This window comes from Ensifer adhaerens, assembly GCF_002007205.1.
GTDB classification, from domain to species: Bacteria; Pseudomonadota; Alphaproteobacteria; order Rhizobiales; family Rhizobiaceae; genus Ensifer; species Ensifer adhaerens_D.
Window position 1 is genome coordinate 241,206 of sequence record NZ_LAZS01000010.1, and the last position, 26,803, is coordinate 268,008.

Below are 26,803 nucleotides of genomic sequence, written 5' to 3' on the forward strand. Positions count from 1 at the left end.
CGCGCACCTACTGGGCAAGCTGGAAGGCCTGCTCGCCGACGAGGCGGCGGCGAAGCCAGGCGGAAAACTGGTCGACGGCGAAAATGGTCGCAAACAGCAGGATGACGATCGCAAGCGTCTTTGCCTGATGGCCCTGGCCGATCGACAGGCGCAGGAGTTCGCCAATGCCGCCGCCACCGACGGCGCCGATGATCGTGGAGGCGCGCACGTTGATTTCGAGGCGGAGAAGGAAGTAGCTGGTGAAGTTGGGCAGCACCTGCGGCACCATGCCGAACCAGACGCGCTCGATCCAGTTGCCGCCGGCGGCACGCAGGCCCTCGTCGGGCTTCATGTCGGCGTTTTCGACCACTTCGTAGAAGAGCTTGCCGAGCGCACCGATCGTGTGGATCGAAACCGCCGCGATCGCCGGAATGGGGCCGAGCGAGAGGATGGCGAGGAAAAAGCCGGCGATGACCACTTCCGGAAAGGCGCGCAGGATTTCCATCACGCGGCGAACGAGACCGCGGATCCAGGGATTGGGCATCAGGTTGCGCGCGGCGAGGAAGCAGAGAACGAAGCCCAAGGCCGTGCCGATGACGGTGGAGAAGATCGCGATGTTCACGGTCTCCAGCATCTTGTGCACGTATTCGGGAATGTAGAAGCTCTCGGTCAGATACAACCGACCTTCGGGATAGTTGTACTTGAAGCTGCCGTCGTCATAGGGCGAGGGCAGGTCGAACATGGCGCGGAAGATTTCAAGCCCGTCGCGCGGGGCGAGGTCTCCGACGAAATCGAAGAAGTGCGGCAGGCGGTCGAAGAACTTGCCGGCGTTGGAATCGTTGGCGAACCACAGCGAGCCCGAGAGCGCCAGGAACAGAATGCCGAAGCCGAGCCAGGAATAGAGCCTGCGACGGGAACTGAGTTCCTGCCAGTGACGCTCGATGACGGCGCCGTTGTCGCTCAGTTGCCGCGGGAGCAGGGAAGTGGCCATGATCGTTCCGGCTCGCGCCGGCCTCTCTAACATTTCCAGGAAAGGCCCGAGGTGGCTTTCATCAGGAGATGCGTGAAAACAATGCGGTGGTGTCGAGCACCCCTTCAAACAGTGAAACGCTGGCCGTTTGAGCGGCCAGCGTTCCCGAGATATGCGCGCTATCAGCCGCCGATCGTCGCCTTGCGGGCGTCGATGATCGGCTTGTAGAAGTCGGCGTTGACTTCGGTGTAGCCAGTGAAGTCACCGCCCTGGATGGCCGAGAAGCAAGCGGCGTCGGTCTTCGGCAGGTCGACCATGAACTGCTTGAACTTCGCCTTCATGTCGTCGTTCATCGTGGTGCGCACGACGATCGGGCCGTTCGGGATCAGCGGCGACTTCCAGAGTTCGACCAGGTCGTTCATGTCGAGGATGCCCTTGTCGACCATCTTCTTCAGGTTGCCGGAGGTGTAGCCGTCCTTGAACTCGCCGACGCCCGAACCGAAGGTCGTGCCGGCATCAAACGTGCCCTTGACGACTTCGAGGACGAGGTTTTCGTGACCGCCGCCGAAGCCGGTTTCACCGAAGAATTCCTTGACCGGGGCGCCGATTGCTTCCGGCAGCGTGACGAGCGGGACGAGGTAGCCCGAGGTCGAATCCGGGTCGGCGAAGCCGAGCTTCTTGCCCTTCAGGTCTTCGATCTTGGTGATGCCGGAATCCTTGCGGGCAACCATGATCGAGTGGTAGCCGGTCGAACCGTCGGTCTGAACGGTCGTCAGGATCGGCTCGACGGCGTCAGCCTTGGCGAGGTAGATCTTGGCGTAGCCGGAAGCGCCGAGTTCGGCGTAGTCGAGCGTGCCACCGAGCAGGCCCTGGATAACGCCGTCATAGTCGGCAGCCGGGAACAGCGAAACCTTTTCGACGCCGATGGCGGCCGGCAGCTTGTCGACGAGGCACTGGAAGTTGCGCAGGCGGTCGGCTTCGTTCTCGCCGCCGAGGATGCCGATGCGGAATTCCTTCAGGTCTTCAGCCTGGGCGTGGCCGACGAGGGCGAGGAGCGCGACGGCGCCCAGAAGAGCTTTCTTCAGCATAAGGTTCTCCCGTGTCCGGCTCAGCCGGATCTATTCGGTTTCAAAGAGGTGCCCTTGACGCGGGCTTTCGATCATGGCGGGCGTCAGATGCCAGCCAGTGCCAGCGGCTTGAGGCCGGCCGATGCCGTTTCTTCCTGCGGTACTGCCGCCGGAATGTTGATGCTGGTGGAGGTCATCGATTCCTCGATGCCCGTATCGGCGCCGTAGATCTCGGCGACCGCTGCCGCCGTCAGATCCTTGGGCTGGCCGTCGAAGACGACGCGGCCATGCGCCATGCCGATGATGCGTTCGCAATAGTTGCGCGCGGTGTCGAGCGTGTGAAGGTTGGTGATGACGGTGATGCCGTCGCGCTCGTTGATGTCGCGAAGGGCATCCATGACGATCTTGGCGTTCAGCGGGTCGAGCGAGGCGATCGGCTCGTCGGCGAGCAGAACCTTCGGCTGCTGCATCAGCGCGCGGGCGATCGCGACGCGCTGCTGCTGGCCGCCGGAAAGCGTGCCGGCCGGCTGCAGCGCCGTCTGTTCAATGCCGAGGCGCTCAAGTGCGCCGATCGCCATGATGCGCTCTTCGCGGGTGAACATGTTGAGGATGCTCAAGACCGTCGAGCGGTGGTTGAGGCGCCCGAGCAGCACGTTGGTGAGCACGTCGAGGCGGGGCACCAGGTTGAACTGCTGGAAGATCATCGCGCAGTCGCGCTGCCAGGTGCGGAGTGCTGCGCCGCGCAGCGACGAGACTTCCGTGCCGTCGAAGACGATCGAGCCGGAGGACGGGTCGACGAGGCGGTTGATCATGCGCAGCAAGGTTGACTTGCCGGCGCCCGAACGGCCGATCACGCCGACCATCTGGCCCTGGGGGATGTCGAAGGTAACCGAACTCACGGCTGTCTTCTTGCCGAACTGGCGGGTTACATTCTTCAACTGAAACATGTCTAGCAGGTCCTCTTTCGGGGAGACCGGTCATCGGTATGACACCTGCCATATCGGCGCTTCATGAAAGCGGAATGTCAGTTTGTTGTAAGTTCTGTTACAGTTCACAGCTCGACGGACCGCTGACGGAAATAGCGGCAAGAAGCTGGCAGGTTGTTCCCGGGGCTGGTCGCAGAGGATCCCACGGCATGAGGATTGGAGTTCTGGGGGCGGGCGCGATCGGCGGCTTTGTCGGCGGTTGCCTGTTGGCGACCGAGGCGGAGGTCACCTTCGTCGGCCGCGCAGCACGCGGGGCGGCCTGGCTCAAGGATGGATTGCGGCTGATCTTGACGGCCGCGACGACTTCGTCGAGCCCGGGCGAATTGTCTATTCCGATGCCATCTCTTCCCTCAGGTCATGCGATGTCATCCTCTTGACCGTCAAGTCCGGCCAGACGGCCGAGGTCGCCACCCAGCTCGCTCCGTCTCTTGGGCCCGGCACGCCGGTTCTCAGCCTGCAGAACGGCGTCAGAAACGCCGCAACTCTGCAGCAGCTACTGCCGTCGGCCAAGATCCTGCGCGGCATGGTACCGTTCAACGTCACGACGCCCGGTCCGGCGCATCTGCATCGCGCGACGGAAGGAGACATCGCCGTCGACGACGATCCGACGATGGCTTTGATCGCACCGTTCTTCAGCGCCGCCGGCCTGCCGCTGCAGCTTCGCCGTGACATGGAGGCGGTGCAGTGGGCCAAGCTGCTGATGAACCTCAACAATGCGGTCAATGCGCTCTCGGGGCTGCCTCTGCGCCAACAGCTCGGCATGCGCGGCTTTCGTCGATGCCTGGCGCTCGGCCAGCGGGAAGCGCTCTCGTTGCTTGAACTGGAGGGCCGCATTCGGCCCGCGCGCCTGACGCCGCTTCCGCCAGGCTGGCTGCCGGCCGTGCTCGATCTGCCGGACGGCGTGTTCCGATTGCTCGCAAGCCGCATGCTGAAGATCGATGCGACGGCGCGTTCCTCGATGGCGGACGATCTTGCGGTCGGCCGGTTCCCCGAGGTCGACTGGATCAACGGCGAAGTCGTCGCGCTGGCGACGAAACTTGGCCGAAGGGCACCCGTGAACGCACGGCTTTGCACGCTGGTCAAGGAGGCTGCGGCATCCGGGCTGAAGGCGTGGCAGGCTCAGGCGCTGCTTGATGACCTTGAACGCGCCGCACGGCTTGCCAGGCCGGCGACGGACGCCGACGCGCCCCAGGCTCAGGCGGATGGCCGTGGATCCTAGCATGGTGCCGGGCCAAGGGCCGCCGGCTTTGCGTGATCGCTAGCTCTGCGAACCCGGCAAGGTTGCCCCCGGTATATAGAGTGCGATCGGTCTTATTTCGTAGACTGCCGTCGGATTGCTGCGACGCAGTTCGCGCGCCGCCTCGATCGCCGCCTCGATCGTCGGGAAGTCCACGACGTAGAGCCCCAGCAATTCCTCTTTGGTTTCGGCAAAGGGGCCGTCGATGACGATGCCGGCGCCCGGGCCGCGAAGCGTGACGGCGCCCTCGGCGGGACCAAGCCGCGCAGCCGGACCAAATGCCTTCTGCTCGACGAAACGGTGATGCACCTCGAGCAGGTCGGACATCAGCGCCGCGTCCTCCTCCTCGCTCCAGGATTCGACCACGCCCGCCGTGTGATAAGCCAAGATTGCATAATACATGAACCGTCCTCCCTGATGTATTCGTGTCAGGTTTTGCTGGTGGGTTCAATGTCGTGCGCCAAGTGTCAGTGGCGCGCAAGCAGCGGGCGGCGCTCCGCGGCGACGCGTGCGGCAGTGATCGCGTCGCCTTCGCTTGCAGTTGATACCCTATGGTTCCGGCTCTCTTAAGTCTCCAGCCTTGCCGGGCTGAACGTGGATGGATCGAGGCCAACTGCTCCAAAACTCTCCGGCGCCGGCGCGCCAATGACGAGGCTCGCCGCAAGTGATCCGAGCGCGGGCGAGGTGAGGATGCCGTAGCCGCCCTGGCCGGCGAGCCAGAAGAAATCCGGACGTTCGCGTGCAAAGCCGATCACCGGCAGCTTGTCCGGTGCGAAGCTGCGCATGCCGGCCCAGCTCTTGAAGATGCGGCGAACCGGCACGGTCGTTGCCTCCTCGATATAGTGCGCCGCCCAAGCGACGTCGATTTCCTCGGGCTGGACGTCGGCGGGGTCGCACGGCGTGGCGTCGGCGGGCGAGGAAAGCAGCCGTCCGCCCTCGGGCTTCATGTAGAAATCTTCGTCGATCTCGTTGATTTCGGGCAGCGTCAGCGCATCGATGCCTTCGGGCAGATCGACGGTGATTGCCGTGCGGCGATGCGGCACGATGCCTAGGGCGGCGACGTCGAAGAGTTCCGCAACCGGATCGGCCCAGCCGCCGGCGGCATTCACGATCGTCTTTGCACTGACATCGCCTGCGCTTGTCGCGAGCACCCAGCGGTCGCCGTCCCGGCGCGGTGCAAGGACATCCGAGCGCTCGATGATCGCCGCACCGTGGCGGCGGGCGCCCCGGACGTAACCCTGCAGCAGGTTCTCGACTTCGATGTCCCAGAACTGCGGATCGTAATAGGCCGCGGCCACATAGTCGCGACGCAGGATCGGCACGCGCGCGATCGCCTCATCGAGGCTCAGCCGCTGCAGATCGGGATTGATGCGGCTTTCCTCGGCGAACACCTCTTCGAACCGTGCAATCTTCTCGGCGTTGGCGATCATGACGCCGCCGCGCTGCTTGAGCAGCGCAACTTCGGAAAAGCCTTCGGGCGGGTTGTCGAAGAAACTCTTGGAGATTGCCGCCAGCGCGCAGACCTCCGGCGCATTGTAGCGCAGCACGAATTCCGCCGCCGAGCGGCCGGTGCTGTGATAGCCGAGCCCTTCTTCGCGCTCGATCACCACGACGGAGCGATGCGGTGCTAGAAAATAGGCAAGCGACAGGCCGGCAATGCCGCCGCCAATGATTGCCACATCGTAGTCGCGCATGTCCGCCTCCGCTGGTTGTTGGCCGGACAATAGGCAAGCCGACATCGGCGTTCAAATTTATAACCGGAAAGGTGACTATCAATCCTGATGATGGCTGAACGTCAGGGATCCAGGCAGTGATCAAGCGGCTCGGTATCGACGACATGGGCCAGGAAGGCCGCCTCTGCCGGATTGAGGATCGCGTTCGGGTTGGAGATCCGGAAGACGTCGGTGGTCGGGAGATCGGAATAGGGCGGCAATTGCCAGAGTTGACCGTCGGTCACGGCGGGCGCTGCGAGATGATCCGGCAGCATGCCGATGCCGACATTGGAGGCGATCAGCCGCATCACCTCCTCGACATTGCAGGAGACGGCGCGGACCTGCTGGCCAAAAGACCCGATCGCGCGCACGGCGGTTACCGAGTTCATGTGCTGGCCGCCCAAAACGTCGGCGATGAAGGCGATGTAGGGATTGCCCCTGAGGTCGTTGAAGTCGACACCTTCGGCCCCGAAAAGCGGATGGCTTCTGCCGCAATAGAGCGCATAGCGCTCGCGCACGTGAAACCGCCTGTTCAGCCAGTCGGGAATGTTGCCGTCGCATAGGCCCATGGTCGCAACATTGCGCTCGACGGCGCTCAACACATCCACGGTAGTTGCGACCGTGACCGACAGCGTGACCTTGGGGTGCAGGCGAAAGAAGCTTTCGAGCTTGCGGTCCCAGGCGGGATTATGCGCGTGGCTGACCGAGTGGATGTTGAGATGGCCCGTGATCTCCTCGCCGGCGGTTTCAAGAACATTCGGCAGGCGGATGACGGCTGCGAAGATATCGCGGCACTGCGCATGCAGGCGCGCACCGGCGTCGGTCAGGTTGAAACGCCCGGGACGCCGGTCGATGAGTTTCTGGCCGACGGTTTGCTCCAGCCGCTTCAGCGCCATACTGACGGCCGGCTGCTGCAGGAGCAGGCGGTTCGCGGCGGCGGTGATGCTGCCCTCCTCGACGAGCACGACGAAGGTACGCAGCAGATTCCAGTCGAGATTGTGGGCGAAGCGTTCGAGGCGGTCGTTGGCCATGGGTACTGCTTACATGTCTCTTAGGCTATTAGAGTCGCATTCGCGCGGGATGGTCGAAACCTGCGAAACTTGTGGCGATATTTCAGCGATTTGCAACATGGGGGCGCGGCAGTGCGATCCGTGGTCCATTCCCTCAGCGCATGAGGCGGTGCCTCAATTTCGTTTGAAACGGCATGCACCCCTTGCGATAACAACAGCCGAATAATCCGATGGGAGAGAAACATGGCCGGCAAGACGCAATTTCAATGGGATGATCCGTTCCTCCTCGACGATCAGTTGACCGAGGACGAACGTATGATCCGCGACACCGCGCGGGCCTATGCGCAGGACCGGCTGCAGCCGCGCGTCATCGACGCCTACCGCGAAGAATCGACCGATCCGGAGATCTTCCGCGAAATGGGCGAGCTCGGCCTGCTCGGCGTGACCGTTTCTGAAACCTATGGCGGCGTCGGCGCGTCCTACGTCGCCTACGGCCTCGTTGCCCGCGAAGTCGAGCGCGTCGATTCGGGCTATCGCTCGATGATGAGCGTGCAGTCGTCGCTGGTGATCTATCCGATCTACGCCTACGGTTCCGAGGAGCAGAAGCAGAAGTACCTGCCGAAGCTCATCAGCGGCGAGTGGATCGGCTGCTTCGGCCTGACCGAGCCTGACGCCGGTTCTGACCCGGCCGGCATGAAGACGCGCGCCATCAAGACCGAGAGCGGCTACCGCCTCGTCGGCTCGAAGATGTGGATCTCCAACGCGCCGCTCGCCGATGTCTTCGTCGTCTGGGCGAAGTCGGAAGCCCATGGCGGCGCCATCCGCGGCTTCGTGCTCGAAAAGGGCATGAAGGGCCTTTCGGCGCCGAAGATCGCCGGCAAGCTGTCGCTGCGCGCCTCGATCACCGGCGAAATCGTCATGGACAACGTCGAGGTCGGCGAGGATGCGCTGCTGCCTGCTGTTGAAGGTCTCAAGGGCCCGTTCGGGTGCCTCAACCGCGCCCGTTACGGCATTTCCTGGGGTGCCCTCGGCGCCGCCGAATTCTGCTGGCATGCGGCGCGCCAGTACGGTCTCGACCGCAAGCAGTTCAACCGCCCGCTTGCCCAGACGCAGCTCTTCCAGAAGAAGCTTGCCGACATGCAGACGGAGATCACGCTCGGCCTGCAGGGATCGCTGCGCGTCGGCCGGCTGATGGATGAGGGCCGCATGGCCCCGGAAATGATCTCGATCGTCAAGCGCAACAACTGCGGCAAGGCGCTCGACATCGCCCGGATGGCTCGCGACATGCATGGCGGCAACGGCATCTCCGAGGAATACCAGGTGATGCGCCACATGGTGAACCTCGAGACCGTCAACACCTACGAAGGCACGCACGACGTCCACGCGCTGATCCTCGGTCGCGCCCAGACCGGCCTGCAGGCCTTCTTCTGAGCGACGCGATCATGGAAGCGCCGCTGAAGGGCATTCGTGTCCTGGAACTGGCCCGCATTCTCGCGGGCCCCTGGATCGGCCAGACGCTGGCCGATCTCGGTGCCGACGTCATCAAGGTGGAAAGCCCGACCGGCGACGACACCCGCACCTGGGGCCCGCCCTTCGTTGCGGGTGCGGGCGGTGAGAAACTCGACGCGGCCTATTTCCACGCCTGCAACCGCGGCAAGCGGTCGGTCGTGCTCGACTTCACGACCGAGGAAGGGCAGGAGGCGGTGCGCCGGCTTGCCGCCCAATCGGATGTCCTGCTCGAAAACTTCAAGGTTGGCGGGCTCGTGAAATACGGGCTCGACTACGAGAGCCTGAAGAAGGTCAATCCGCGACTGATCTATTGTTCGGTCACCGGCTTCGGCCAGGATGGGCCCTATGCCCACCGCGCCGGCTACGACTATATCGTCCAGGGCATGAGCGGCATCATGGACCTGACCGGTGAGCCCGACCGCGAGCCGCAGAAGATTGGCGTCGCCTTTGCCGATATCTTCACCGGCCTCTACGGCGTGATCGCCGTCCAGGCAGCACTTGCCCAACGCGAACGCACCGGCGAAGGGCAGCAGATAGACATGGCGCTGCTTGACTGCATGACGGGCGTGCTTGCCAACCAGGCGCTCAATTTCCTCGTCTCGGGCAAGGCGCCGCGCCGGCTCGGCAATGCGCACCCGAACATCGCGCCCTATCAGGTCTTCCCGACCTCGGACGGTCACCTGATCGTCGCTGTTGGTAACGACCGGCAGTTCGTGAAGTTCTGCACCTTGCTCGGACGTTCGGATCTCGCGACCGACGAGCGTTATCTGACCAATGCGCTCAGGGTGCAGAACCGCGATACGTTGACCCCGGAACTGGCCGCCGAGACCGCGAAGATCGAACGCGATACCCTGCTGACGTTGCTTGAAAATGCCGGCGTGCCCGGCGGACCGATCAACACCGTCGCCGATGTTTTTGCCGATCCGCAGATCGCGCATCGGCAGATGCGGGTGGATACGCCGCATTCGGGTGCTGTTGCCGGTACTTCACCGGGTGTCAGGACGCCGATCCGCTTTTCAGCAGCCGAGCTTGCACTGGACCGCGGCGTGCCGCGGCTCGGGGAGCACACCGACGAGGTGCTTGCCGAGATCGGGATGCCGGTCGCGAAGGCGGACTAGCCTCGCGTAAGGCGCAAAAGAGCAAGTTAAGACTTCACTGAAGGAAACAACAAAAAGCCCCGGAAATCATGGAGATTTCCGGGGCTTTTCCTTTAGGCCTTGAGTGCGCGATCAAAGACGCGCGACAGGCGCTCGGCAAAGGCGCGCGGATCCTGCGGCTTGTCGCCGTCGAGTACGCGGGCCTGGTCGAGCAGGAGCTGGACGGCGTCCGTCCGGAACGCCGTGTCGCCGGCGGGGCTCGCGGCCATCGCGGTGATCAGCGCGTGGTTCGGGTTGACCTCGAGGATCGGCCTGGCGGCGTCGTCGAGGCGACCGGCGCCCTGCAGCATCTTTTCGAGCTGGCGGTCGGGGCCGTGCTCCGGCGCGACCAGGCAGACGGCGCTTTCCGTAAGACGATCGGACGTGCGCACGTCCGAGACGGCCTCGCCAAGCGTTTCCTTGGCGAAGGCGACGAAGTCGATGACCAGCTGGCTCGCTTGCGGCGTCTCTTCCTTGCCGCCTTCGGGCTTGGCGATGTTGCTGAGGTCGGCAGCACCTTGCGTGATCGATTTCCAGGGCTTGCCGTCGAAGTCGGGAGCCGACGTCACCCAGAAGCTGTCGACCGGGTCGGTCAGCAACAGAACCTCTATGCCGCGGGCGCGAAAACCTTCGAGCTGCGGCGAGGCCTTGAGTTGGGCGAGGTTGTCGCCGGTCAAGTAATAGATCGCCGACTGGCCGTCCTTCATGTCCTTGACGTAATCGGCAAGGCTGCGCTGGCTCTCGTCCGAGGTGGTGGTGCGGAAGCGCGACAGCGCCACCAGCTGCTCGCGGCGCTCGTAGTCTTCGTAGATGCCTTCCTTCAGCACGCTGCCGAAGTTTTCCCAGACCGTGGCGAAACTCTCGGGCTCGCTTTCCGCAAGCTTCTCGATCGCCGTCAGCACGCGGTTGGTGACACCCTTGCGGATGCTGGCGAGCAGCGGGCTTTCCTGGATCATCTCGCGCGAAACGTTGAGCGGCAGGTCGGAGGTGTCGACGAGGCCGCGCACGAAGCGCAGGTAACGAGGCAGCAATTCGGCCTCGTCGGTAATGAAGACGCGCTTGACGTAAAGCTTCATCCGGCCCTTGCGGTCCGGGTCGAATAGATCGAAGGGCTTGGAGCCGGGCACGAAGGCGAGTGCTGTATATTCGTGGCGGCCTTCGGCGCGGAAATGCACCGTCAGCGCCGGATCGTCATACTGGCCGGCGACGCCACGATAGAAATCGGCGTAGTCTTCCTTGCTGATCTCGCTCTTCTGCTTGGTCCAGAGCGCGGTGCCATCGCCGACCTGAACAGGCTCGGCGTCGGGCTTTTCAAGGATCGAAATCGGCACCGGCACGTGGCCGGACTGGTCCTTGACGATGCGCTCGACCGTCCAGCGCGACGTATAGGTCCTGGCATCTTCCATCAGGTGGAGCGTGATGCGGGTGCCGCGCGCCGGGGCGTCGGCGAGTTCGGCGGCCGAAACCGTGTAGCTGCCCTTGCCGTCGGAGGACCACAGGAAGGCGTGTTCCGAGCCGGCGCGGCGCGAAACCACGTCCACCTTGTCGGCGACCATGAAGGCGGAATAGAAGCCGACGCCGAACTGGCCGATGAGCTGCGCGCCTTCCTTGCCCTGGGCCGCCTCGATCCGCTCCATGAAGGCGCGCGTGCCCGAGCGGGCGATGGTGCCGAGCGCTTCGACCAGCTCGTCGCGGCCCATGCCGATGCCGTTATCCTCGACGACGAGCCGGCTGTTTTCTTCGTCCAGCGTCAGCGTGATGCGCGGGGTCGGGTCGCCGGCCAGAAGTTCCGGCGAGACGATCGCCTCATAACGCAGTTTCTCGCAGGCATCCGCAGCGTTCGAAATCAGTTCGCGGAGGAAGACGTTCTTGTCGGAATAGACCGAATGCACCATCAAATGGAGCAATCGCGCCACATCGGCTTCGAAGACATGTTTCTCTACGGACATTTCGGTTTCGCTCATTGCCTGGCAACTCCTTTGGGTTTCGCCCCAATTGGCAAGCGGTGTCCGGAATTTCAAGTGTCGTCTTGCGGAGGGCGTGTTTATGTATGATGCTGCAGTGCGAAAAGACGAGAACATTGGTGAGACGTGGACGCATTGGGCTGCGTGCGAGAAGACGGATCGCCACGCTGACAAATCGCGGCAATACTCCTTTGCTATGCTGCTGCAGCCGGGCGTTCCACGTCGTCATGCCGAGTTAAGGTCGCGGGCGACCGCATGCATTTTTTGACGTAAGTCAATGCTTGACCAGTTGAACTGCCCTATAGCCTTCGGGAACAGCCCGGCCTCAATCGCACCGAGGAGTGGACGTTATGCCCAAGCAATCCACGATTTCGACGATACCGACCTTCGCTGACGCCTACGCCTATTCGCTCGACTCCTGGCAGCGTTCGGTCCTCTTTCTCGACGTCATGCGCCAGCGCGGCGCGCAATACGAGGAACACAGGACGCAGACCGCGCCCAACGTGCTGGAGTTCGAAGCCCGGCTCGTCGTCGACGGGCGCACGCTCACCCGGCCGGTGAACTATGCGCTGGTCAGCATCGTTCCGCCCGAGGGCGTCACGGTCGATCCGACCAAGCGTCCTTTCGTCGTCGTCGACCCTCGAGCCGGACACGGTCCCGGCATCGGTGGCTTCAAGGCAGACAGCGAGATCGGCGTGGCGATGAAGGCCGGCCATCCCTGCTACTTCATCGGCTTCCTTCCCGATCCGGTTCCCGGCCAGACGATCGAGGACATCGCGCTTGCCGAAGCCGGCTTTCTCGAAACCGTCATCGCGCGCCACCCGCAGGCGGACGGCAAGCCCTGTGTGATCGGCAATTGCCAGGCGGGCTGGGCGGTGATGATCGTCGCGGCATTGCGGCCGGAGCTCTTCGGCCCGATCATCATCGCCGGCGCACCGCTTTCCTACTGGGCAGGCGTCCACGGGCAGAACCCGATGCGCTATTCCGGCGGGCTTCTCGGCGGCAGCTGGCTGACGGCGCTGACCGGGGATCTCGGCGGTGGCATATTCGACGGCGCCTGGCTGGTGCAGAACTTCGAGAACCAGAATCCGGCGAATACGCTCTGGACCAAGCAATACAATCTCTATTCGAAGATCGACACCGAAGCGGCGCGTTATCTCGGCTTCGAGCGCTGGTGGGGCGGTCACGTCACGCTCAATGCCGAGGAGATGCAGTTCATCGTCGACGAACTCTTCATCGGCAACAAGCTCGCGGCGGGCGAAATCCGCGCGTCCGACGGCACCGCGATCGACCTGCGCAACATCCGCTCGCCGATCGTCGTCTTCTGCTCCAAGGGCGATAACATCACCCCGCCGCAGCAGGCGCTCGGCTGGATCCTCGACCTCTATGACAGCGTCGATGAAATTCGCGCCTACGGCCAGACGATCGTCTATATCGTGCACGAGACCGTGGGACATCTCGGCATCTTCGTCTCCGCCGGCATTGCCCGGAAGGAACATGATGAATTCGCCTCCAACATCGAGCTGATCGACGTGCTGCCGCCCGGCCTTTACGAGGCGGTGCTGACGCCGGCGAACGAGGCGGTCGAGGGCAGGGCGCTGGTTTCCGGAGAATGGCTGATGCGCTGCGAGCCGCGCACCCTAGAGGACATCCGCGCCCTCGGCGGCAACGACATCGAGGACGACCGGCGCTTCGCCACCGCGGCGAAGCTTTCGGAGATCAATCTGGCGCTCTACCGCACCTATCTGCAGCCGATGGTCAAGGCGGCGGCAACGCCGCCCGTGGCGGAGGCGATGAGGAACATGCACCCGCTGCGCCTGCAATATGCGCTTTTCGGGCCGGATAACCCCTTCATGGCCTGGACGTCTGCACTCGCGGACTATGTCCGCGAAAACCGCGAGCCCGTCGCTGCAGCCAACCCGTTCATCGCTTGGCAGGAGGCGCTGTCGCAGCAGATGGTGGACGGCCTGGATGCCTGGCGGCGGACGGCCGAGTATCTTTCGGAGCAGAGCTTCCACGCCATCTATGGCGCGCCGAGCCTACAGGCCGCACTCGGTATCGATATGAACTCAGACCAGCGGCCGCGCAAAGCCGAAAAGAGCCTCTTGCATCAGGAGCTCGTCAAGGCGCGGATCGCCGAACTCAAGGCTAGAATGGCCGAGGGCGGAACATGCGAGGGGCTTGCCAGAGCCCTGACCTTCGTCGGCATGGCGCGCGGAGGCGCGGATGAACGCGGCTTCGAGGCGGTTCGCCGGCTCAGGCTTTCGCATCCGGAAGCAAAGCGGCTGAGCCTGGCCGACTTCAAGACCGTGATGCGGGAGCAGTATTTCATGCTGCTGATCGACGAGGCGGCGGCGCTCGCCGCACTCCCGAAGCTGCTGCCGGAAGCGGTTGAGGAGCGTCGTTCCGCCTTTGCGGCCCTGCGTGAAGTGCTTGAGGCATCCGGGGCCGTGACGGGCATGGCTGCCGAGCGGCTGCAGCAGGTTCAGGCCCTCTTCCGCCTGGACAGCGAGCCACCGGTTCCGATCACGTCGGCCAAGATCGTACGCAATCGCACAGCATCCTGAGGGAGTACCGACGTGTCCGAGACAGTCACTCTGCCGATTGAGCAGTCCAAATACGATCTCCTGATCGCCACCGCGCGGGACGAAACGCCGGCTGTCACCATCGTCGCGCATCCGTGTGACGAGACCTCGTTGCGCGGCGCGCTGGAGGCGGCGCAAACCGGGCTGATCGCGCCCGTTCTCGTCGGGCCGCAAGCGAAGATCCGCAGCGTTGCCGCCGAGCACGGGCTCGACCTCGCTCGGAGCGAGATCGTCGATGCGCCGCACAGCCATGCGGCGGCGGCCAAGGCGGTTGCGATGATCCGCGAGGGACGTGGTGAGTTGTTGATGAAGGGAAGCCTGCATACGGACGAGCTGATGAAGGAGGTTGCAGCGTCGGCGACCGGGCTTCGGACCGACCGAAGGATCAGCCACGTCTTCATTATGGACGTGCCGGGGCATGCCGAGACGCTGTTCATCACGGATGCCGCCATCAACATCTTTCCCGACCTCGAAGCCAAGCGCGACATCGTGCAGAACGCCATCGACCTTTGGGTGACGATCGGCCTCGGTGAGCCGCGTGTCGCCATTCTGTCTGCGGTGGAAACGGTCACGACGAAAATCCCCTCGACGATCGAGGCGGCAGCACTCTGCAAGATGGCCGAACGCGGTCAGATTACCGGCGGCCTGCTCGACGGTCCTCTCGCCTTCGACAACGCGATCGACCCGGAGGCAGCAAGGATCAAGGGCATCGCGTCGCCCGTGGCCGGCCGCGGCCAGATCCTGGTCGTGCCGGACCTTGAGGCCGGAAACATGCTGGCGAAGAACCTCACCTTCCTGTCCCATGCCGACGCCGCCGGCATCGTGCTTGGCGCGCGGGTTCCAATCGTGCTGACGTCGCGGGCGGACTCGGTGCGCACGCGCCTTGCCTCCTGTGCTGTCGCCTCGCTCTACGCGGCGCGGCGGCGGGCCATGCAGGTTCCGGCGGTGTGACCATGGACGCTCTTCTCGTCGTCAATGCCGGCTCGTCGAGCCTCAAGTTCCAGGTGTTCGGGATTACGAATCAGGGGCTCGAACGCCAGATCAAGGGCCAGGTCGGGGGGATCGGCACACGTCCCCGGCTGCAGGCGAAAGCTGCCGACGGCACTATACTCGTCGACAAAAACTATGATGTCGACGTCGTCGGCGATCTGCCGGCTGCGATCGCGGCGGCGCGCGACTGGCTGCTGACGCTCGAAGGCTTCACCTTGCGGGCTGTCGGCCACCGGGTGGTGCATGGCGGCCCCGATTATGCCGCGCCGGTGCTGATCGATGCCGGCGTGATCGAGCGGCTGGCGAGCTACCAGGATCTGGCACCACTGCACCAGCCCAACAATCTTGCGCCGATCCGCCAGGCGATGGCGATCAATCCGGATGTGCCGCAGGTCGCCTGTTTCGATACCGCCTTTCACCACGGCCACCCGGAAGAAGTGAACTGCTACGCCATGCCGCGCAGCTTCTATGACGAGGGCGTACGGCGCTACGGCTTCCACGGCCTCTCCTACGAATACATCTCGGAGCGATTGCGGGACGTGGCGCCTGAGGTGGCGGGCGGCCGCGTCATCGTTGCGCATCTCGGTAGCGGCGCCTCGATGTGTGCCTTGCGCGATGGCCACAGCATCGAGAGCACCATGGGCTTCACCGCGCTCGACGGACTGCCGATGGGAACGCGGCCCGGTCAGCTCGATCCGGGCGTCGTGCTCTATCTGATCCTCCAGCGTGGCATGAGCGCCCAGGCCGTTTCCGACCTGCTCTACCACGAGGCCGGCCTCAAGGGGCTCTCCGGCGTGTCGAACGACATGCGCGACCTGCTTGCAAGCGCGGACCCCCATGCCAAGCTCGCCATCGACCACTTCGTCTATCGCTCAGGGCTCAATGTCGGGATGCTTGCAGCTGCACTCGGCGGCATCGATGCCTTGGTTTTCACGGCGGGCGTCGGCGAGAACTCGCCGCCGATCCGCGCCCGTATCGCCGAGAATGTCGCCTGGCTCGGCGCCGAACTCTACCCGGTCGCGAACGACGCGAGTGCGACGCTGATCTCGACGCCGTCAAGCCGCATCGCGCTCTATGTCATCCCGACGGACGAGGAGCTCATGATCGCCCGCCACACGCTCGCACTCCTTAAGACCCGCGCAGCCTGACCACCGGAGGCAATTGATGTCGATTCCTGTCGCAAAGGCCAAACTTCTCGATGGCCGCAAGGGCCTGATCGTCGGCATCGCCAACGACCGTTCGATTGCCTGGGGGTGCGCTCGTGCCTTCCGTGCCTTCGGGGCGGAGGTGGCGGTCACCTATCTGAACGACAAGGCGAAGCCCTATGTCGAACCCTTGGCGCGTGAAATCGAAGCGCCGATCTTCCTGCCGCTCGATGTGGCCGTTCCCGGTCAGATGGAGGCGGTCTTCGATGAGATCGGCAAGACCTGGGGCGAACTCGATTTTCTGGTGCACTCCATCGCCTTTTCGCCGAAGGACACGCTCGGCGGACGCGTCGTCGATGTTCCGCGCGAGGGCTTCCTGAAGACCATGGACATCTCTTGCTGGTCTTTCATCCGCATGGCGCATCTGGCCGAGCCGCTGATGAAAAACGGCGGCACGCTCTTCACCATGACCTATCACGGGTCACAGGTGGTGGTCGAAAACTACAACATCATGGGTGTCGCCAAGGCAGCGCTCGAAAGTGCCGTGCGGTATCTCGCCTCCGAACTCGGCCCAAAAGGGATCCGCGTCCATGCGATCTCGCCCGGTGCGCTGGCGACGCGCGCCGCCTCCGGCATCCCGGAATTCGACGCGCTGCTCGAAAAGACCAAGGTCAAGTCACCGAGCCGCGAACTCATCGACATCGACGATGTCGGCGTCGCCACCGCCTTCCTGGCGCATGACGCCGCCCGGCTCATCACCGGTCAGGTGCTCTATGTCGACGGCGGCTACCACATCATTGACTAGCCGCGGGGTCCTGCATGGTCAGATGTTGCCCATGCAGAGATATTTCATTTCGAGATAGTCTTCGAGCCCGTGGCGGGAGCCTTCGCGGCCGATGCCCGATTGTTTAATGCCGCCGAAGGGGGCTGCTTCCGAGGACATACGGCCGGTATTGATGCCGACCATGCCGTATTCCAGCGCCTCGGCCACATGCCAGACGCGCTTCAGATTCTCGGCGTAGAAATAGGCGGCGAGCCCGTAGATCGTATCGTTGGCTTCGGCGATGACCTGCTCGGCCGTCTCGAAGCGGATGATCGGCGCGATCGGGCCGAAGGTCTCTTCCTGGGCGACCCGCATGTCTGTCGAAATGCCCGTCAGCACCGTCGGTTCGAAGAACGTGCCTTCGGCGCCGATCCTGTGGCCGCCGGCGCGCACCTTGGCACCCTTGGAAACGGCGTCAGCGACATGGGCCTCGATTTTCTCGATGGCGTGCTTGTCGATCATCGGCCCGATGGTGATATCAGGCGTGAAGCCATCGCCGACGGTCAGTTCGGCGACGCGCCTGACGAACTTCTCGGCAAAGGCGTCGTGCACACCCGCTTGCACATAGATGCGGTTTGCCGAGACGCAGGTCTGGCCGGCATTGCGGAATTTCGCCTGAATGGCACCATCCACGGCCTCGTCGATATCGGCGTCGTCGAAGACGATGAAGGGGGCGTTGCCGCCGAGTTCCAGGCTGACCTTCTTGATCTGGTCGGAACACTGCCGCATCAACAGCCGCCCGACTTCGGTCGAGCCGGTGAAGCTGATCTTACGCACCTTCGGATTGCTGCAGAGTTCGCGGCCAATGGCGGCACCTTCGGACGCGTATAGCAGGTTGACGACGCCCGTGGGGAAGCCAGCCTTTTCGGCGAGCACGAACATCGCGCCGGCAACGAGTGGCGTCTGCTCGGCAGGCTTCAAGACGATGGTGCAGCCGGCAGCTAAGGCCGGCGAGATCTTGCGGGCGACCATCGAGGCCGGGAAGTTCCACGGCGTGATGGTGCCGACGACGCCGACGGGCTGCTTGATGACGAGCATGCGGCGATCATTGGCCGGCGCCGGGAAGGTTTCGCCGTAGATGCGTTTTGCCTCTTCCGCATACCACTCGACGTAAGCAGCCGCATGCAGCACTTCGCCCTTTGATTCGCCGATCGGTTTGCCCATTTCAGCCGTCAGGATGGCTGCAAGGTCGTCGGCATGCGCGACGATCAGGTCGTGCCAGCGGCGAAGCACGGCGCTCCGGTCCTTGGCGGGTTTTGCCGCCCAGAGAACCTGCGCCTTTGCCGCGGCTTCGATCGCGCCATGGGCCTCGTCGATGCCCATGTCCGGAAGGGTGGCGAGCTTTTCGCCGGTCGATGGGTTGAAGACGTCGAAGGTTGCGCCCGTCCAGCTCGTAGCGGCATGCGCGACGGTGTGTAGCGGCGCGAACAGGTCGGCGGCGCGCAGGTGCTTGGTCAAGGCTGGGGTCAAGGTCATGGCGGGCATCCTCCGGCGATGGCCTGCCGCGAGACGGCAGGCCCGCTTTTGCTTGTTCTTGCGAGCGCCGGTCGACACCGGCGCCCGAGCTTTGCGTGTCTGAATTGACGCGCGGTCGCTACAGCGCCGCGCGTCTTTCAAAACGCGCTAAGGTTGCCGTAGCACTTTGAATTGCTGCATAATTTTTCCCTCAAGTCGATCCCGATTTCAGGAATTATGCAAGGCGGGCGACCGCGTGTGCCGTCACCCGCCCGGGTATCAGCCACGCGCGGCGAGGATCGACGCTTCGAGAATGTCGAGCGCTTCGGCGAAGACCTCGTCCTGGATCGTGATCGGCGCCAGGAAGCGGATGACGTTGCCGTGCACGCCGCAGGTCAAGAGGATTAGACCCTTTTCCAGAGCGATCAGCCGCACCTTGTTGGCGAAGTCGGCGCTCGGCAGATTGGTCTTCACGTCGTTGAACTCGACGGCATTCATGAAGCCGGGGCCGCGGATGTCGACGATCTCAGGCGCCTGCTCGCGGATCGCGGCAAGCCGCTGCTTGAGCCGGCCGCCGAGCTGCTCGGCGCGTTCGCAGAGCTTCTCTTCAGCGATGACGTCAAGCACCGCGTGGGCTGCGGCGATGCCGAGCGGGTTGCCGCCATAGGTGCCGCCAAGGCCGCCCGGCGCCGGAGCATCCATGACTTCGGCGCGGCCGGTGACGGCGGCGAGCGGGAAACCGCCGGCGAGGCTCTTGGCCATGGTGGTGATGTCGGGCGCGACATCGTGATGGTCCATGGCGAACATCTTGCCGGTGCGGGCAAAGCCGGTCTGGACTTCGTCGGCAATCAGCAGGATCCCGTGCTGGTCGCAGATTTCGCGCAGCGCCTTCATGAAGGCGGCGGGAGCGGGATAGAAACCGCCTTCGCCCTGCACCGGCTCGAGGATGATCGCGGCAACGCGACCCGGATCGACGTCGGCGGCAAAGAGCTTCTTGAGGGCGGCGAGCGACTGTTCGGTCGTAACGCCGTGGAGCTCGATCGGGAAGGGGGCATGGAAGACGTCGCCCGGCATCGCGCCGAAGCCGACCTTGTAGGGGACGACCTTGCCGGTCAGCGCCATGCCCATGAAGGTGCGGCCGTGGAAGCCGCCGGAAAAGGCGATGACGGCCTGGCGGCCGGTCGAGGCGCGGGCAATCTTGACGGCGTTTTCGACAGCTTCGGCGCCCGTCGTCACGAAGATCGTCTTCTTGGCGAAGTCGCCGGGCGTCAGCGCATTCAGCCGCTCGGCGAGGTGGACATAGGATTCGTAGGGAACGACCTGGTGGCAGGTATGGGTGAAGCGATCGATCTGCGCCTTGACCGCTTCGATGACCTTGGGATGGCGATGACCGGTGTTGACGACCGCAATGCCCGAGGCGAAATCGATGTAGCGATTGCCTTCCTTGTCCCAGATCTCCGAGTTTTCAGCGCGATCGGCGTAAATCTGGGTGGTCATGCCGACGCCACGCGAGATGGCGGCGTTCTTGCGATCGGTGAGGGTGGTCATGGCGCATTCCTGTCGTCTGGAGTTAATATATTGCATTTTTTCTGCAAGTTTATTCTGGAAGTGGTACACCTTTCACAGTCGATTGCAAATCAAATTTGGTGATCGAGACACCACGGGCGCTGATGCAGCGTTCTTGTCAGATCTCGATTGCGGCGGCTAAGGTTGCGGACACGCCGGAATTGTACGGATTCGGGCAGCGCCGCTGGGCGGTAAAGGGAAATTGGAATGGGCGCAGTGCGCTACAAGGTCGCCGAGGCGGCGCGACTGGCGGGGGTTTCCGCTTCGACTCTAAGGCTATGGGAGACGCAAGGGCTGGTCGTGCCCGAGCGCTCGCCGACGGGGCATCGGCAATATACCGAGAGCGATCTGGCGCGGTTGAAGCGCATCTCCTGGTTCCGGGCCGAACGCGGTCTCAATCCGGCTGCGATCCGCGAGGCGCTTGACGCCGAATCTGCTGCCGATGACCAGACCCCGTCGGCCACGAGCGACGGCCCCGAAAATCAGGTCGGGCGCAAGCTCCGCAGTCTCAGGCATGCCGCCGGCAAGACGCTGGAGCAGGTGGCCGGCGATATCGGCATCGCCGCTTCGGTTCTTTCGACGCTGGAGCGGACGTCGCAGGGCGTCTCGGTTGCCGTTCTTCACAACATTGCGGAATTCTTCGGAACGACGGTTTCGAGCCTTTCCGGCGAGGAGGAGGCGGATGCGCGCGCGGTCGTCAGGGCCGGCGAATGGCGGACATGGCCGCGCACGACCCCCGGCGTCACCGTGCAACTGCTCGCCGATGGCCGCAACCAGATGGACTGCCATCGCTTCGTTCTGGAACCGGGCGCTTCCAGCGAGGGGGCATACCGGCACGAGGGCGAGGAATTCGTCTATGTTCTCTCGGGCCGTGTCGAGTTCATTCTCGACAGCGACCAGTTCTATGACCTCGGCGTCGGCGATTCTCTCTATTTCGAAAGCAAGCGGCGTCATGCCTGGACGAACCGGCATGACGGCGAGACCGTGCTGCTCTGGGTCAATACGCCGCCGACATTCTAGGGTGCGGCGAGCGACCAACTGCCAACCATCACCGTAGTGCTTGAATGAAAATCGGCGCGCGGCCCGTTGTGACCGCGCGCCGATTGGCGTTCGATAGCAAACCGCCCGCCTGCCTTTTAACGAGCAAGCGGGACGGAACTCCTGGGTCAGGCGGCGGCGTAGCGCTTTGCCATTTCCGACAGGCGCAGCGCGCGGATCTTCGACGCCTTTCCGGCGGTGCGGAAAGCTTCGAAACGCTCCTTGCAGACCTCGGTCATCAGGGCGGTCGCCGGCTTCAGGTAGTTGCGCGGGTCGAAGTTCTCCGGGTTCTCGGCAAAGTTCTTGCGGATCGTGCCGGTCATCGCAAGGCGTAGGTCGGTATCGATGTTGACCTTGCGCACGCCGAGCGGGATCCCCTTCTGGATTTCCGAGACAGGAACGCCCCAGGTCGGCTTCATCTTGCCGCCATAGGTGTTGAAGAGGTCCTGCAGATCCTTCGGCACCGACGACGAGCCGTGCATGACGAGGTGGGTGTTCGGCAGCTTCTTGTTGATCTTGGCGATCGTCTCGATCGACAGGATGTCGCCATCGGGCTCGCGGGTGAACTTGTAGGCGCCGTGGCTGGTGCCGATTGCGACGGCCAGCGCGTCGACGCCGGTCCTGGTGACGAAGTCCAGCGCCTGGTCCGGGTCGGTCAGCAGCTCTTCGCGCGACAGCTTGCCTTCGAAGCCGTGGCCGTCTTCCTTGTCGCCAGCGCCGGTTTCAAGGTTGCCGAGGCAGCCGAGTTCGCCTTCGACCGAAACGCCGGCCGCGTGTGCGATCTTCACGACTTCCGCGGTGACGGCGACATTGTATTCATAGCTGGCAACGGTCTTGCCGTCCTTCTCCAGCGAGCCGTCCATCATGACGGAGGTGAAGCCGTTGGTGATGGCCGAGATGCAGGTCGACGGCTGGTCGCCGTGGTCGAGGTGCAAACAGACCGGAATATGCGGGTATTCTTCAGCAGCGCCCAGAATGAGGTGGCGCAGGAATGCGTCGCCTGCGTAGGAGCGCGCGCCGCGGCTGGCCTGCAGAATCACCGGACTGTCGGTGGTATCGGCGGCGCGCATAACGGCCTGAATGTATTCAAGATTGTTCACATTGAACGCCGGCAGCGCGTAGTCGTTCTCCGCCGCATGGTCGAGCAGTTGCCGCAATGTGATCAATGCCATTCGCTATCTCCCTTTGGATACTCGGTGCAACCTAAGCGGCGCACCAGAAAAACAATCCGGCCGATGAACCGCACGAAATGCATCGATGGCAAAGTCGATGGCCGGCTTTTTCGTGCGGCGTGACGGCGCGCGCGAATTGGTCGCGCCCACCGAAGTCAGGCGCACAATAGTTCATCGAAGTGGTTTGACAACCGGGCAAAAGGCAGGTTGCCAGAGGTCGAAACACGCTTCAATCGATTTTACTGTGGACTGGATGCAACACCTTAAGTCCGAACTGTTTTCACTTTCTGGTGGTGCCTGTGAGGAGTGAGGGCTGAGGGTCTCGGTTGCAACCGTTGGGCGCGTATTTCGTCTGCTACACCATGGCGATGGATGCCCTGTCGGAAACAGTCTGTCGACAGGGGGTGAACGGCTCGCAAGAAGATTGCGGCAATGCCCCACTTTCTTTGCGCACATTACGTAAACTGCCGCTAAAATTCACAAACTTTGCATCGGGGATGATTCGAGGCTGAATCCAGCACAGAAAAAGCACGCACCTAAAACGTTGCAGTAGATTTCGCAAAAATGCCCTGTTCACGTCATATGTCCGTCGCAAAGGCGACGAAAAGAATCGCAAACAAAATACAACCTAGGGGATATGTCGATTCCCCTCCTATAGATAAAGATGCAGACAGCCGCAGAATCCGCCTTGCGTTCGCGAACGATTTGCACTTCTCTCCTGCGATCACAAACCCAAAAAAGGGGAAGGAGAGAAACAAAATGGCTTCACTTAAACACAACCTTCGCGCGGCCGCGCTGATCGGCTCGATGCTCTTCGCAGCAAGCCCGGCACTCGCCGAAGCTGTCCTGCATCGCGGCAACGCCGGTGAGCCGCAGACGCTCGACCAGCACCACACCTCGATCAACATCGAAGCGTTCATCCTCAAGGACCTCTACGAAGGCCTGACGATCTATGACGCCTCTGCAAAGATCGTCCCGGGCGTTGCCGAAACGTGGGAACTCTCCGACGACGGTACGGTCTACACCTTCAAGCTGCGCGCCGATGCAAAGTGGTCGGACGGGTCGCCGGTAACGGCTGAAGACTTCGTCTTCTCCTTCCGTCGCGTCGAAGACCCGAAGACGGCTGCCGGCTACGCCAACATTCTCTTCCCGATCAAGAACGCCGAAAAGGTCAACAAGGGCGAGCTGCCGACCGACCAGCTCGGCGTAAAGGCTGTCGACGAAAAGACCGTCGAAATCACGCTTGAGCGTCCGACCCCGTTCTTCCTGGAGCTGCTCGCACACCAGACGGCACTTCCGGTCAGCAAGGCCAGCGTCGAAAAGAACGGCGCAGACTTCGTCAAGCCGGGCGTCATGGTCTCGAACGGCGCGTTCTCGCTCCAGGCACACGTTCCGAACGACAGCCTGACCGTCGTCAAGAACGCCAACTACTGGGATGCGGCCAACGTCAAGCTCGACAAGGTCATCTTCTACCCGATCGACGACCAGGCCGCCTCGGTCCGCCGCTTCGAAGCCAAGGAAATGGACCTCGTCTATAACTTCTCGGCTGACCAGATCGATCGCCTGCGCACGTCCTATGGCGAGCAGGTTCACGTTTCGCCGTCACTTGCGACCTACTACTACGCCTTCGACACCCGCCAGGAGCCCTATAGCGACGTTCGCGTTCGTCAGGCGCTCTCGATGGCCGTCGACCGTGACTTCCTTGCCAAGGAAATCTACGCCGGTTCGCAGCTCCCCGCCTATTCGATGGTTCCCCCGGGCATCGAAAGCTACGGCGAGCCGTCCAAGGCCGAGTTCGGCACGCTGTCTCAGCTCGACCGCGAAGACAAGGCGATCGCCCTGATGAAGGAAGCGGGCTACGGCGAGGGCGGCAAGCCGCTCGACATCGAGCTGCGCTACAACACCAACCCGAACCACGAGCGCGTCGCAACGGCCGTCGCCGACATGTGGAAGAACACCTTCGGCGCCAAGGTGTCGCTGGTGAACCTCGACGTGTCCTCGCACTACGCCTACCTCCAGGAAGGCGGCAAGTTCAACGTCGCCCGCGCCGGCTGGCAGGCTGACTACGCGGACGCCGAAAACTTCCTGGCGCTCAGCGTCGGCTCCAACAAGACCTTCAACTACGGCCACTTCGAAAACGCCGAGTTCGACGGCCTGATGAAGAAGTCCTACGACGAGCAGGATCCGGCAGCCCGCTCCAAGCTGATGCATGATGCCGAAGCGCTGCTGATGAAGGAACAGCCGATCGCTCCGCTCCTGACCCAGGCCGACCTGTGGCTCGTTGCCAGCCGCGTCAAGGGCTGGGCGGACAATGCTCCGAACGAGCACCTCAGCAAGTTCCTGAGCATCGCCGAATAACGAAAAGGAACGACGCGCGGTAATACACCGCGCGTCGCCTCCGGAGTACGTCCATGATTTCCTTCATCCTTCGCCGATTGGCGAGTGCGGTGCCGACCTTGTTTATCGTCGTCACCATTTCGTTTTTCCTGATGCGGTTCGCCCCTGGTGGCCCCTTCAACCTCGAGCGTCCTCTTCCGCCACAAACGATGGCGAACCTGATGAAGACGTATCAGCTCGACCAGCCCCTGTGGCGCCAATACACGCACTATCTCAGCAATGCGGTGACCGGCGACTTCGGCCCGAGCTATGTCTATAAGGACAACAACGTTGCCGAGCTGATCGGAAAGGGTCTGCCCTATTCGATGGAACTTGGCTTCTACGCGCTGTTGTTTGCTCTCATCGGCGGCGTCACCGCCGGTACGATCGCAGCACTCCGGCAGAACAGCGCGCTAGATTTTGCCATCATGTCGTTCTCGACGATCGGCGTCACCGTTCCCAACTTTGTCGTTGGTCCGGTGCTGACGCTCGTCTTTGCGATCGTGCTCGCCTGGCTGCCGGCCGGTGGATGGGGCGACGGTTCGCTGCGCTTCCTGATCCTGCCTATGATTGCGCTGGCATTGCCGCAGCTTGCGGTCTTCGCGCGGCTCACGCGCGGCTCGATGATCGAGGCGCTTCATACCGACCATATCCGAACGGCGAAAGCCTACGGTCTGCCATCGCGAACGGTGGTGGTGACCCATGCCATGCGTGGTGCGATGCTGCCGGTCGTCTCCTACCTGGCACCCTGTGCCGCGGCTCTTCTGACCGGTTCGGCTGTCGTCGAGACGATCTTCACCATTCCAGGTGTCGGCCGCTACTTCGTTCTTGGCGCGATCAACCGCGATTACACGCTGGTGATGGGCACGGTTATTCTCGTCGCCATCTTCGTCATCATCTTCAATCTCCTGGTCGACATTCTCTACGGCCTGCTCGATCCGAGGGTTCGCCATGACTGATATCGCCCAGACCCCGGTGGTCACGCCGGAAACGAAGGGGCGAAGCCTCTTTCAGCTCGCGGCCATGCGCTTCAAGCGCAACCGTGCCGCCATGGCCAGCTGCTTCATGCTGGCCCTGATCGCGCTGTTTTCGTTCCTCGGGCCGTTTTTCGTCCCGCACACCTACGACCAGGTGTTCCCGTCCTACGTGAACACCAGCCCAAGTCTCGAACCGCGCCCCGATACATCTACGCTGCAAGGCGTCGTGGAAGGGGTCGCGGCCCGCGCCCGTGTCACCCTCAAGGAGTTCAATCTCGAGGGCGAGACCTTCACCGCGACGATCACTTCGGAACAGCCGATCGATGCCCGCGCAACGCGCTACTTCGACCGCGCCAATGAATTCCGCGACACGCAGGTCGTGGCAACCGAAGACGACGGCAAGACGCTGAAGGTTACCGGTCAGGTTAACCGCGAGTACTTCCCCTTCGGCACCGATTCCAACGGCCGCGACCTCTTGGTTCGCGTCATGCTTGGCGGCCAGATCTCGATCGCCGTCGGTCTGCTTGCAAGTCTCGTGTCGCTCGGCATCGGCGTCATCTACGGCGCAACGTCGGGCTACATCGGCGGCCGCGTCGACAACGTCATGATGCGACTGGTCGAAATCCTCTATTCTCTGCCCTTCGTGTTTCTCGTCGTCGTGCTCGTCGTGTTCTTCGGCCGCTCCTTCATCCTGATCTTCCTGGTGATCGGGGCGGTGGAATGGCTCGACATGGCCCGTATCGTGCGCGGCCAGACGCTGGCGCTCAAGCGTCGGGAATTCGTCGGCGCCGCGCAGGCGCTCGGCCTCACCGACTGGCAGATCATCCGCCGGCACATCATCCCCAACACGATCGGTCCAGTCATCGTCTTCGTGACCGTCGTCGTGCCCAAGGTGATCCTGCTTGAGAGCTTCCTCTCCTTCCTCGGCCTCGGCGTCCAGGCGCCGCTGACGAGCTGGGGGGCGCTGATCTCTGAAGGCGCAAACAACATCCAGTCGGCGCCATGGCTGCTGATCTTCCCGGCCATCTTCTTCGTCCTGACGCTGTTCTCGCTGAACTTCATAGGCGACGGCCTGCGCGACGCGCTCGACCCGAAGGATCGCTGAC

At 63.1% G+C, this 26,803-nt stretch carries 22 protein-coding genes; 12 read left to right on the forward strand and 10 right to left on the reverse strand.

Annotated elements, in window-relative coordinates:
* Positions 1-7: 7 nt before the first annotated feature.
* From phnE to phnC, 3 genes are all read right to left on the reverse strand, one after another.
* Positions 8-970, reverse strand: coding sequence for a phosphonate ABC transporter, permease protein PhnE (phnE, locus tag XB14_RS23175; RefSeq protein WP_077964539.1), 963 nt, complete (start codon positions 968-970; stop codon positions 8-10).
* 161 nt (positions 971-1,131) lie between these two features.
* The gene (gene phnD, locus XB14_RS23180; RefSeq protein ID WP_077964541.1) at positions 1,132-2,037 is read right to left on the reverse strand and encodes a phosphonate ABC transporter substrate-binding protein; all 906 of its coding nucleotides are present in this window, start codon (positions 2,035-2,037) and stop codon (positions 1,132-1,134) included.
* Positions 2,038-2,120: 83 nt separating this feature from the next.
* Complete coding sequence (gene phnC, locus XB14_RS23185) at positions 2,121-2,963, reverse strand: phosphonate ABC transporter ATP-binding protein (RefSeq protein WP_077964543.1); 843 nt, start codon at positions 2,961-2,963, stop codon at positions 2,121-2,123.
* 188 nt (positions 2,964-3,151) lie between these two features.
* Between phnC and XB14_RS33785 the strand changes: the two genes are divergently transcribed.
* A complete protein-coding gene (locus tag XB14_RS33785) occupies positions 3,152-3,379 on the forward strand; it encodes a ketopantoate reductase family protein (RefSeq protein WP_268802300.1) in 228 nt (75 codons plus the stop codon).
* Positions 3,325-4,221 carry a 2-dehydropantoate 2-reductase gene (locus XB14_RS23190; protein ID WP_268802301.1) on the forward strand — a complete coding sequence of 299 codons (897 nt, stop codon included), beginning with the start codon at positions 3,325-3,327 and terminating at the stop codon, positions 4,219-4,221. Before XB14_RS33785 ends, XB14_RS23190 begins: the two co-directional genes overlap by 55 nt.
* A 39-nt stretch (positions 4,222-4,260) precedes the next feature.
* Here the strand turns inward: XB14_RS23190 and XB14_RS23195 are convergent, their stop codons facing one another.
* The 3 genes from XB14_RS23195 to XB14_RS23205 all read right to left on the reverse strand — a co-directional run bounded on the left by XB14_RS23195 (position 4,261) and on the right by XB14_RS23205 (position 6,982).
* Positions 4,261-4,641: a YciI family protein gene (locus XB14_RS23195; RefSeq protein ID WP_077964545.1), complete on the reverse strand. Its 381-nt coding sequence runs from the start codon at positions 4,639-4,641 to the stop codon at positions 4,261-4,263.
* Between the two features lie 164 nt (positions 4,642-4,805).
* Positions 4,806-5,933: an NAD(P)/FAD-dependent oxidoreductase gene (locus XB14_RS23200; RefSeq protein WP_077964547.1), complete on the reverse strand. Its 1,128-nt coding sequence runs from the start codon at positions 5,931-5,933 to the stop codon at positions 4,806-4,808.
* A 101-nt stretch (positions 5,934-6,034) separates the two neighbouring features.
* Positions 6,035-6,982, reverse strand: coding sequence for a LysR family transcriptional regulator (locus XB14_RS23205; protein WP_077964549.1), 948 nt, complete (start codon positions 6,980-6,982; stop codon positions 6,035-6,037).
* A 222-nt stretch (positions 6,983-7,204) separates the two neighbouring features.
* Between XB14_RS23205 and XB14_RS23210 the strand changes: the two genes are divergently transcribed.
* Positions 7,205-8,392, forward strand: a complete 1,188-nt coding sequence (locus XB14_RS23210) for an acyl-CoA dehydrogenase (RefSeq protein ID WP_077964551.1) — start codon at positions 7,205-7,207, stop codon at positions 8,390-8,392.
* Positions 8,393-8,403: 11 nt separating this feature from the next.
* Entirely contained in the window at positions 8,404-9,588 is a 1,185-nt protein-coding gene (locus XB14_RS23215) for a CaiB/BaiF CoA transferase family protein (RefSeq protein ID WP_077964554.1), read from the forward strand.
* 92 nt (positions 9,589-9,680) lie between these two features.
* Here XB14_RS23215 and htpG read toward each other — a convergent pair whose 3' ends face one another.
* Positions 9,681-11,570 carry a molecular chaperone HtpG gene (htpG, locus tag XB14_RS23220; RefSeq protein WP_077964557.1) on the reverse strand — a complete coding sequence of 630 codons (1,890 nt, stop codon included), beginning with the start codon at positions 11,568-11,570 and terminating at the stop codon, positions 9,681-9,683.
* A 350-nt stretch (positions 11,571-11,920) separates the two neighbouring features.
* Here htpG and XB14_RS23225 point away from each other — a divergent pair, with 350 nt between their 5' ends.
* From XB14_RS23225 to fabI, 4 genes are read left to right on the forward strand one after another with little or no spacing between them, the layout of a single operon-like run.
* Complete coding sequence (locus XB14_RS23225; RefSeq protein WP_077964559.1) at positions 11,921-14,137, forward strand: DUF3141 domain-containing protein; 2,217 nt, start codon at positions 11,921-11,923, stop codon at positions 14,135-14,137.
* A gap of 12 nt (positions 14,138-14,149) precedes the next feature.
* Entirely contained in the window at positions 14,150-15,106 is a 957-nt protein-coding gene (locus XB14_RS23230; RefSeq protein ID WP_077964561.1) for a phosphate acetyltransferase, read from the forward strand.
* A 2-nt stretch (positions 15,107-15,108) separates the two neighbouring features.
* On the forward strand, positions 15,109-16,293 hold the full coding sequence (locus XB14_RS23235) for an acetate/propionate family kinase (protein WP_077964563.1): 1,185 nt from the start codon (positions 15,109-15,111) through the stop codon (positions 16,291-16,293).
* Positions 16,294-16,309: 16 nt separating this feature from the next.
* Complete coding sequence (gene fabI, locus XB14_RS23240) at positions 16,310-17,095, forward strand: enoyl-ACP reductase FabI (RefSeq protein ID WP_077964565.1); 786 nt, start codon at positions 16,310-16,312, stop codon at positions 17,093-17,095.
* Positions 17,096-17,113: 18 nt separating this feature from the next.
* Here fabI and XB14_RS23245 read toward each other — a convergent pair whose 3' ends face one another.
* A complete protein-coding gene (locus XB14_RS23245) occupies positions 17,114-18,589 on the reverse strand; it encodes an NAD-dependent succinate-semialdehyde dehydrogenase (protein ID WP_077964567.1) in 1,476 nt (491 codons plus the stop codon).
* 258 nt (positions 18,590-18,847) lie between these two features.
* Positions 18,848-20,116, reverse strand: a complete 1,269-nt coding sequence (locus tag XB14_RS23250) for a 4-aminobutyrate--2-oxoglutarate transaminase (RefSeq protein ID WP_077964569.1) — start codon at positions 20,114-20,116, stop codon at positions 18,848-18,850.
* 225 nt (positions 20,117-20,341) lie between these two features.
* On the opposite strand from XB14_RS23250, the gene XB14_RS23255 reads away from it, so the two are divergent.
* Positions 20,342-21,154 (forward strand): MerR family transcriptional regulator, encoded by an 813-nt coding sequence (locus tag XB14_RS23255; RefSeq protein WP_077964571.1) that lies wholly within the window; start codon positions 20,342-20,344, stop codon positions 21,152-21,154.
* A gap of 146 nt (positions 21,155-21,300) precedes the next feature.
* On the opposite strand, the gene fba is transcribed toward XB14_RS23255, so the two are convergent.
* Positions 21,301-22,344, reverse strand: coding sequence for a class II fructose-bisphosphate aldolase (gene fba, locus XB14_RS23260; protein ID WP_077964573.1), 1,044 nt, complete (start codon positions 22,342-22,344; stop codon positions 21,301-21,303).
* Between the two features lie 759 nt (positions 22,345-23,103).
* Between fba and XB14_RS23265 the strand changes: the two genes are divergently transcribed.
* The 3 genes from XB14_RS23265 to XB14_RS23275 are packed head-to-tail and all read left to right on the forward strand — an operon-like array spanning position 23,104 to position 26,802.
* On the forward strand, positions 23,104-24,702 hold the full coding sequence (locus XB14_RS23265; protein WP_077964575.1) for a peptide ABC transporter substrate-binding protein: 1,599 nt from the start codon (positions 23,104-23,106) through the stop codon (positions 24,700-24,702).
* Between the two features lie 53 nt (positions 24,703-24,755).
* The gene (gene oppB, locus XB14_RS23270; protein WP_077964577.1) at positions 24,756-25,679 is read left to right on the forward strand and encodes an oligopeptide ABC transporter permease OppB; all 924 of its coding nucleotides are present in this window, start codon (positions 24,756-24,758) and stop codon (positions 25,677-25,679) included.
* Positions 25,672-26,802 (forward strand): ABC transporter permease, encoded by a 1,131-nt coding sequence (locus tag XB14_RS23275; protein WP_077964579.1) that lies wholly within the window; start codon positions 25,672-25,674, stop codon positions 26,800-26,802. The genes oppB and XB14_RS23275 overlap by 8 nt, the downstream gene beginning before the upstream one ends.
* The last annotated feature ends 1 nt before the right edge of the window (position 26,803 follow it).